This window comes from Nocardioides sp. J54, from assembly GCF_000519005.1.
Classification (GTDB): domain Bacteria; phylum Actinomycetota; class Actinomycetes; order Propionibacteriales; family Nocardioidaceae; genus Nocardioides.
Window position 1 is genome coordinate 1 of the sequence record NZ_JAER01000068.1, and the last position, 7,211, is coordinate 7,211.

Sequence of the window (7,211 nt, forward strand, 5' to 3'; positions counted from 1 at the left end):
GCGCCCGCGCCGGAGGCGCGTCGAGGGCAAGTGCGGGCCGAGCGCCAGCGAGTGCCTGCGCGCAGCCCTCGACAGGCGACACGCTCGCGCGATCAAACGAGCACGTCAGCAGCGCAGACCTTGAACTCCGGCATCCGGCTGGAGGGGTCGAGGGCGTCGTTGGTGAGCCGGTTGGCGCCGACCCAGTGGAAGGGGACGAAGACCGTGTCGGGGCGGATGGTCGGCACCACGCGGGCGGGGGCCTTCATCTCGCCGCGGCGGGTGCGCACGACGACCGGAGCACCGTCGTGGGCGCCGATCCGGTCGGCGAGCATCGGGTGCATCTCGACGAAGGCGCCCTCGTCGGTGAGGGAGCGGATGCGGCGGGTCTGGGCGCCGGACTGGTACTGCGCGAGGACGCGGCCGGTCGTCAGGTGGAGGGGGTAGGCCGGGTCGGGCTGCTCCGCGGCGCCGGCGAACTCCGTGACCAGGAAGCGGGCGCGGCCGTCGGGCGTGGCGAAGGAGTCGGCGAACAGGCGCGGGGTGCCGGGGTGCGGCTGCTCGCCGTCGGCGACGGCCGGGCACGGCCAGAAGACGCCCTGCTCGGCGGCGATCCGCTCCCAGGTGATGCCCGAGTAGTCGGCCTTGCCGCCGGCCGACGCCCGGCCGAGCTCGGCGAACACCTCCTGCGGGTCGGTCGAGAACGGCACGGGCGAGCCGAGCCGCTCGGCGAGGCCGCCGATGACGTCGAGGTCGCTGCGGACGCCCTCGGGCGGGGCGACGGCGCGCTGGCGCAGGATGACGCGGCCCTCGAGGTTGGTCATCGTGCCGCTCTCCTCGGCCCACTGGGTGATCGGCAGCACGACGTCGGCGAGCGCGGCGGTCTCGGACATCACGATGTCGCAGACGACGAGCAGGTCGAGGGACTCGAGCCGCTGCGTGACGTGGGTGGCGTTCGGCGCGGAGACCACGATGTTGGAGCCGAGGACGAGCAGCGCCCGCGGGCCGCCGCCGTCGCCGAGGGAGTCGAGGAGCTCGTAGGCGGAGCGGCCCTTGCCGGGCAGCGAGTCGGGGTCGACGCCCCACACCGCGGCGACGTGCGCCCGGGCGGCGGGGTCGTCGATCATCCGGTAGCCGGGCAGCTGGTCGGCCTTCTGGCCGTGCTCGCGACCGCCCTGCCCGTTGCCCTGGCCGGTGAGGCAGCCGTAGCCGGCGTACGGCTTGCCGGGCATGCCGAGGGCGAGGGCCACGTTGATCCACGCCAGGACGGTGGCGGTGCCCTGCGCGTGCTGCTCGGCACCGCGGGCGGTCAGCACCACGACCCGCTCGGACCCGGCGAGCAGGTCGACCAGCGCGCGCAGCTCGTCGGTGGCGATCCCGGTGGTGCGCTCGACCCGCTCGGGCCACCAGGCAGCGACGGAGCGGCGGACCTCCTCGAAGCCGGTGGTACGACGGGCGACGTACTCCTCGTCCACGGCACCCTGCGCGTCGAGCAGGTGCAGCACGCCGAGGGCGAGCGCGAGGTCGGTGCCGGGGACGGGCTGGAGGAAGAGGTCGGCCCGCTCGGCGGTCGGGGTGAGCCGCGGGTCGACGACGACGACCTTGCCGCCGCGCTCGCGCAGGCGGTCGAGGTGGCGGGCCGCGGGCGGCATGGTCTCGGCCATGTTGGAGCCGACGAGCACGACGACGTCGGCCTGCTCGACGTCCGCCAGCGGGAACGGCAGGCCCCGGTCGATGCCGAAGGCCTGGTTGCCGGCGCTGGCGGCCGAGCTCATGCACCAGCGGCCGTTGTAGTCGACCTGGCTGGTGCCCAGCGCGACCCGGGCGAACTTGCCGAGCTGGTAGGACTTCTCGTTCGTCAGCCCGCCGCCGCCGAAGACGGCGACCGCGTCCTTGCCGTGCTCGGCCTGCAGCGCGGTGATCCGTCCTGCGACGAGGTCGAGGGCCTCGTCCCACCCGGCCGCGCGGAGCTCGCCGGTCGCCCGGTCGCGCACCAACGGGGTGGTCAACCGCTCACGGGTGCCGCGCAGCTCGCCGGCCGTCCAGCCCTTGCGGCACAGCGCGCCCTCGTTGACGGGGAACTGCTCCCACGCGGCGACCTCGATGCCCGCGCGCCCCTTGCGCTGGACCTTCATCCCGCACTGGAGGCTGCAGTAGGGGCAGTGGGTAGGGGTCGCGCTCATGCTCCCATTCCACGGCGTCGCGGTTTCGGGTCACCGGAGCACGGAATGCGCGGACGTCAACATCTCCTCACGTCCTCACGGGACCCGGTGCGTCGCCTCCGGCCGGGCGGTGAGACCGTGTAGGGCGTGGCACTGAACGAGACCCTGCAGCCGATCTTCGACGAGGTGCTCGCCCGCAACCCCGGCGAGGACGAGTTCCACCAGGCGACCCGTGAGCTCCTCGAGAGCCTGGACCCCGTCGTACGGCTCCACCCCGAGTACGCCGACGCCGCGATCATCCGGCGCATCTGCGAGCCCGAGCGGCAGATCATCTTCCGCGTCCCGTGGGTGGACGACAACGGCCAGGTGCAGCTCAACCGCGGCTTCCGGGTGGAATTCAACTCCGCGCTCGGGCCCTACAAGGGCGGCCTGCGCTTCCACCCGTCGGTCTACCTCGGCATCATCAAGTTCCTCGGCTTCGAGCAGATCTTCAAGAACGCGCTGACCGGCATGCCGATCGGCGGCGGCAAGGGCGGCTCGGACTTCGACCCGAAGGGTCGCAGCGACGCCGAGGTCATGCGCTTCTGCCAGTCGTTCATGACCGAGCTCTACCGCCACATCGGCGAGCACACCGACGTCCCGGCCGGTGACATCGGCGTCGGTGGCCGGGAGATCGGCTACATGTTCGGGCAGTACAAGCGGATCACGAACCGCTACGAGTCCGGCGTGCTCACCGGCAAGGGCATCAGCTGGGGCGGCTCGCTGGTGCGCACCGAGGCGACCGGCTACGGCACGGTCTACTTCGCCCAGGAGATCCTCAAGGCCCGCGGCACCTCGCTCGACGGGACCAAGGTCGTCGTCTCCGGCTCCGGCAACGTCGCCACCTACGCGATCGAGAAGGCCGCCGCCCTCGGCGCCACGGTCGTCGCCTGCTCCGACTCCAGCGGCTACGTCGTCGACGAGGCCGGCATCGACCTCGAGCTCCTCAAGGAGGTCAAGGAGGTCCAGCGCGCCCGGATCGACACATACGCCGAGAAGCGCGGCGACTCCGCGACCTTCGTCGCCGGCGGCTCGGTGTGGGACGTGCCGTGCGACATCGCGCTGCCCTGCGCGACCCAGAACGAGCTGGACGAGGCTGCTGCGGCCACGCTGGTCCGCAACGGCTGCACCGTCGTCGCCGAGGGCGCCAACATGCCGTGCACCCCGGAGGCGGTGCGGGTGCTCACCGAGGCCGGCGTCTCGTTCGCGCCCGGCAAGGCCGCGAACGCCGGCGGCGTGGCGACCAGCGCCCTGGAGATGCAGCAGAACGCGTCGCGCGACTCGTGGTCCTTCGACTACACCGAGTCGCGCCTGCAGGAGACGATGGTCCGCATCCACGACCGCTGCCTGGAGACAGCCGACGCCTACGGCCAGCCCGGCAGCTACGTCGCCGGCGCGAACATCGCGGGCTTCATCCAGGTGGCCGACGCGATGCTGGCGCTGGGCGTCATCTGACACCCGGCGCCGCAGCACGCCGGCCACCGGTGGGGGTGCGCCCGGACCCGTCCCGGCGCCGTTGCCGGGTCAGACGCCGACGTACCCCTTGTCCGCAGCAGCGCCCGAGCGCTTGCGGAGGTAGACCGCCCAGGTGACGACCGCGCACGCCACGTAGAACGCCGTGAAGATCCAGAAGGCGTTCTTCGTGGCGGCCAGCGGCTCGGTCACCCACGGGCTGTTGAACGTGATCGGGATGAGGAAGCCACCGACGGCGCCGACCGCCCCGATGATGCCGATCGCGGCCGAGGCCTTCTTGCCCTGCGTCATCAGCGCGAGCTCGCGCTCCGGCGTGCCCTCGGCGGTCGCGCGGAGCGCGTCCTTGCGGAAGATGGCGGGGATCATCTTGTAGGTCGAGCCGTTGCCGATCCCGCTGAACACGAAGACCAGCAGGAAGGCGCCGAGGAAGAACGGGAAGACCTCCTGGTTGGCGTCGATCGCCCTCACCACCGCGTCGGGGAACTGGAAGGACGACGGGTCCTCGGCGATCTTCGCGACCTGCGCCTTGTCCGGCGCGGGCGGGAGCACGGTCAGCCGGCTGAGCGTGAACAGCACGAGCAGGGTGCTGGCGATCATGCCGCCGAACGCGACGAGCGTGATCCGCGCGCCGCCGTACCTGTCGGCGAGCCAGCCGCCCAGCGGGCGGGCCATCGAGCCGACCAGGGCGCCGAGGAAGGCGTAGAAGGCGAAGTTGATGCCGATGCCCGTGATCGACGGCAGCGGCTGGCGCCAGAAGTTCACCTTGATCAGCAGCGGCATCGCGGCGGAGTAGCCGATGAACGAGCCGAAGGTGCCGATGTAGAGGAACGACATGATCCAGGTCTGCTTCTCCTTCAGCACGCTGAGCTGCTCGCGCGGGTTGGACCGCGCGCCGGCCAGGTTGTCCATGAAGAAGTACGCCGCCAGCGTCGCGACGACCGCGAGGCCCGCGTAGACCCACGCCGCCCGCTCCAGGTGGATGCCGCCCTCCGACGCCTTGACCAGCCCGAAGATGCCCGCGCCACCGACGAGGACGGGCAGGAAGAACTGGATCAGCGAGACGCCCAGGTTGCCGCCCGCCGCGTTCAGCCCGAGCGCCGCACCCTTCTTGTCCGCCGGGTAGAAGAAGTTGATGTTGGCCATCGAGCTGGCGAAGTTGCCGCCACCGAAGCCGGCCGTCGCGGCGATGACGCAGAAGACCCAGTACGGCGTCGCCGGGTTCGTGACGGCGTACGCGAAGCCCAGGGTGGGCACGAGCAGCAGGCTCGCGCTGATCATCGTCCAGTTGCGCCCGCCGAACTTCGGCACCGCCAGGGTGTAGGGCACCCGCAGCAGGGAGCCCACCAGGTTGGGGATCGCGACGAGGAAGAACAGCTGCTCGATGCTGAACGCGAAGCCCTGCGCGACCAGGAACGCCGACGAGACGCTCCAGATCAGCCACACGGAGAAGCCGAGGTGCTCGGCGAAGATCGACCAGATCAGGTTGCGCCGGGCGATCGGTGCGCCCGTCGTCTCCCAGAACTCCTTGTCCTCGGGGCGCCAGTCCTCGATCCACCGGCCGGACCGGCGCTCCCTGGCGGCACTCGGTTCGGCGACGACGGACTCGTCGGGGCCCTGGTTGGTGGTCAGTGTCATGGCACGGCTCCTGGCAGCTCGGTCCGGGCATGGGTCGGAAACTGACCTCGATCCTGTGCGCCGCTCGTTTCGCCCCGACGCGCCCGATCGTTTCGTTTCATCAACTCGGTCTCACGGGCTCACGCGGCTCACGGGCGGGTGAGCCCGGCTCCGCCTGTCGGGGTGCGGTTGGCAGGGCGGAGCGGGCTGCTCGTTCGCGAGACGGAGGATCTCAGTGGGCCGAGATCACCAGAAGCTGCGGTCGTCGGGTGGTTGCGTCCCGAAAGGCAGCGACGAGGACGCTGGGTGGGTGGTCGGGTCCGCCTGTCGGGCTGCGGTTAGCGGGGCGGAGCGGGCGACTCATTCGACAGAGCCCCGTGGGGTGGTGGGCTTTGAGGTGATCCTCGGTGCCTACTCGCCGCTGTCGATGGCGGCGATGGGTCCAGTATCGCTCTCGGGGTAGAGCAGCGCCATGGATCCTTCGGACAGATAGCGCCGATCGCCTGCTTGCCACTCGTCGTGCATGTCGGCCAGGACCGCTCCGACCAGCCGGATCACCGCGGCGGGGTTGGGGAAGATCCCGACCACGCGGGCGCGGCGTTTGATCTCCTTGTTGACCCGCTCAAGCGGGTTGGTCGACCAGATCTTCTGCCAGTGCGCCCGCGGGAATGTCGCGAACGCGAGGACCTCCGGCTTGGCCTCGTCCATCAGCGGACCGATCTTGGGGAACGACGTGGCGAGCTGGTCACGGACCTCATCCCAGGCGGTGGCGACCGCATCGGCGTCGGGCTGGGCGAACGCGGTACGGAACACCGCGGCGACCATGTCGACGTGCGACTTTGGCACGTGGGCCAGCAGATTGCGGGCGAAGTGCACCCGGCAGCGTTGGTGCCCAGCGCCCTGGAACGACCGCTTGAGTGCCTTGACGAGGCCGGCGTGCTGGTCGCTGATCACAAGCTTCACCCCCGACAGGCCGCGTTGCTTGAGGCTGGTCAGGTAGCCGCGCCAGAAGGTCTCGTCTTCACTGTCGCCCACGTCGAGTCCGAGGACTTCGCGTGAGCCGTCGGCGGCGATCCCGGTCGCGACGACGACCGCCATGGACACGACCTGGGAGGTGGTGTTGCGGACGTTGAGGTAGGTCGCGTCGAGGTAGACGTAGGGGAACTCCACGTGGTCCAGGGTCCGGGTGCGGAACGCGCCGACGGTCTCATCCAGGTTCGCGCAGATCCGGGAGACCTCGGACTTGCTGATCCCGGAGTCGGCGCCCATCGCTTCGACCAGATCGTCGACGCTGCGGGTGGACACGCCGTGGACGTAGGCCTCCATCACGACCGCGTACAGGGCTTGGTCCATGCGGCGGCGGGGTTCGAGGATGACGGGTAGGAACGATCCCTTGCGGAGCTTGGGGATGCGCANCTCGACGTCGCCGGCCTTGGTGGTGAGCATCCGTGGGCGGTGTCCGTTGCGTTCGGTGACGCGCTCGGGGGTGCGTTCGTAGGGGGCGGCGCCGAACCAGAAGCTGCGGTCGGTCCGATGGTTGCGTTCCGAAAGAGCAGCGACGAGAGAACTGGGTGGATGGTCGGGTCCGGCGGTCGGGCTGCGGTCCGCGCACAGAAGCGGCCGACGCCGGCCCAGGCGACCTCCGCCCGCCGGCCACAATTACGCGTCTGAACGGCTCTTCTGACTGATGTGTGGGCGAGTTTCGTCGTCTTGAGAGGCCGCACGCCGCTTCCTGTCTAAGTTTCTGAGCTGTCGAGGAACAGGAACCAAGCGCAGGAGAACGGCGTGCGTGATCTCAGCCTATGGCGGGCAGTGTTCGGGATCGAGAAGACCGTGATCGAAGACATCGATCACGACCCGGAAGTCGGTGTCGTGGTGAGCGTCCGTGCGGCGGCTCGGGAGCGCGGCAGGTGCGGTCGATGTCGGCGGCCCGCAAAGGGCTAC

At 70.4% G+C, this 7,211-nt stretch carries 3 protein-coding genes and 1 pseudogene; 1 reads left to right on the plus strand and 3 read right to left on the minus strand.

What is annotated here, in order from left to right; all coding sequences use genetic code 11:
- Nucleotides 1-92: 92 nt before the first annotated feature.
- Nucleotides 93-2,162, minus strand: a complete 2,070-nt coding sequence (locus tag NOCJ54_RS0122395; protein ID WP_028657262.1) for a molybdopterin oxidoreductase family protein — start codon at nt 2,160-2,162, stop codon at nt 93-95.
- A gap of 132 nt (nt 2,163-2,294) precedes the next feature.
- On the opposite strand from NOCJ54_RS0122395, the gene gdhA reads away from it, so the two are divergent.
- Nucleotides 2,295-3,635 carry an NADP-specific glutamate dehydrogenase gene (gene gdhA, locus NOCJ54_RS0122400; protein WP_028657263.1) on the plus strand — a complete coding sequence of 447 codons (1,341 nt, stop codon included), beginning with the start codon at nt 2,295-2,297 and terminating at the stop codon, nt 3,633-3,635.
- A gap of 69 nt (nt 3,636-3,704) precedes the next feature.
- On the opposite strand, the gene NOCJ54_RS27715 is transcribed toward gdhA, so the two are convergent.
- Nucleotides 3,705-5,288: an MFS transporter gene (locus tag NOCJ54_RS27715; RefSeq protein WP_051486291.1), complete on the minus strand. Its 1,584-nt coding sequence runs from the start codon at nt 5,286-5,288 to the stop codon at nt 3,705-3,707.
- Between the two features lie 390 nt (nt 5,289-5,678).
- Nucleotides 5,679-6,776, minus strand: a pseudogene (locus tag NOCJ54_RS27720) (IS256 family transposase); the annotation flags it as partial.
- Nucleotides 6,777-7,211: the final 435 nt, after the last annotated feature.

Excerpts from the sequence above, each read along its gene's own strand:
- NOCJ54_RS0122395 (WP_028657262.1), bottom strand. The coding sequence starts at position 2,162 with ATGAGCGCGACCCCTACCCACTGCCCCTACTGCAGCCTCCAGTGCGGG.
- NOCJ54_RS27715 (WP_051486291.1), bottom strand. The coding sequence starts at position 5,288 with ATGACACTGACCACCAACCAGGGCCCCGACGAGTCCGTCGTCGCCGAA.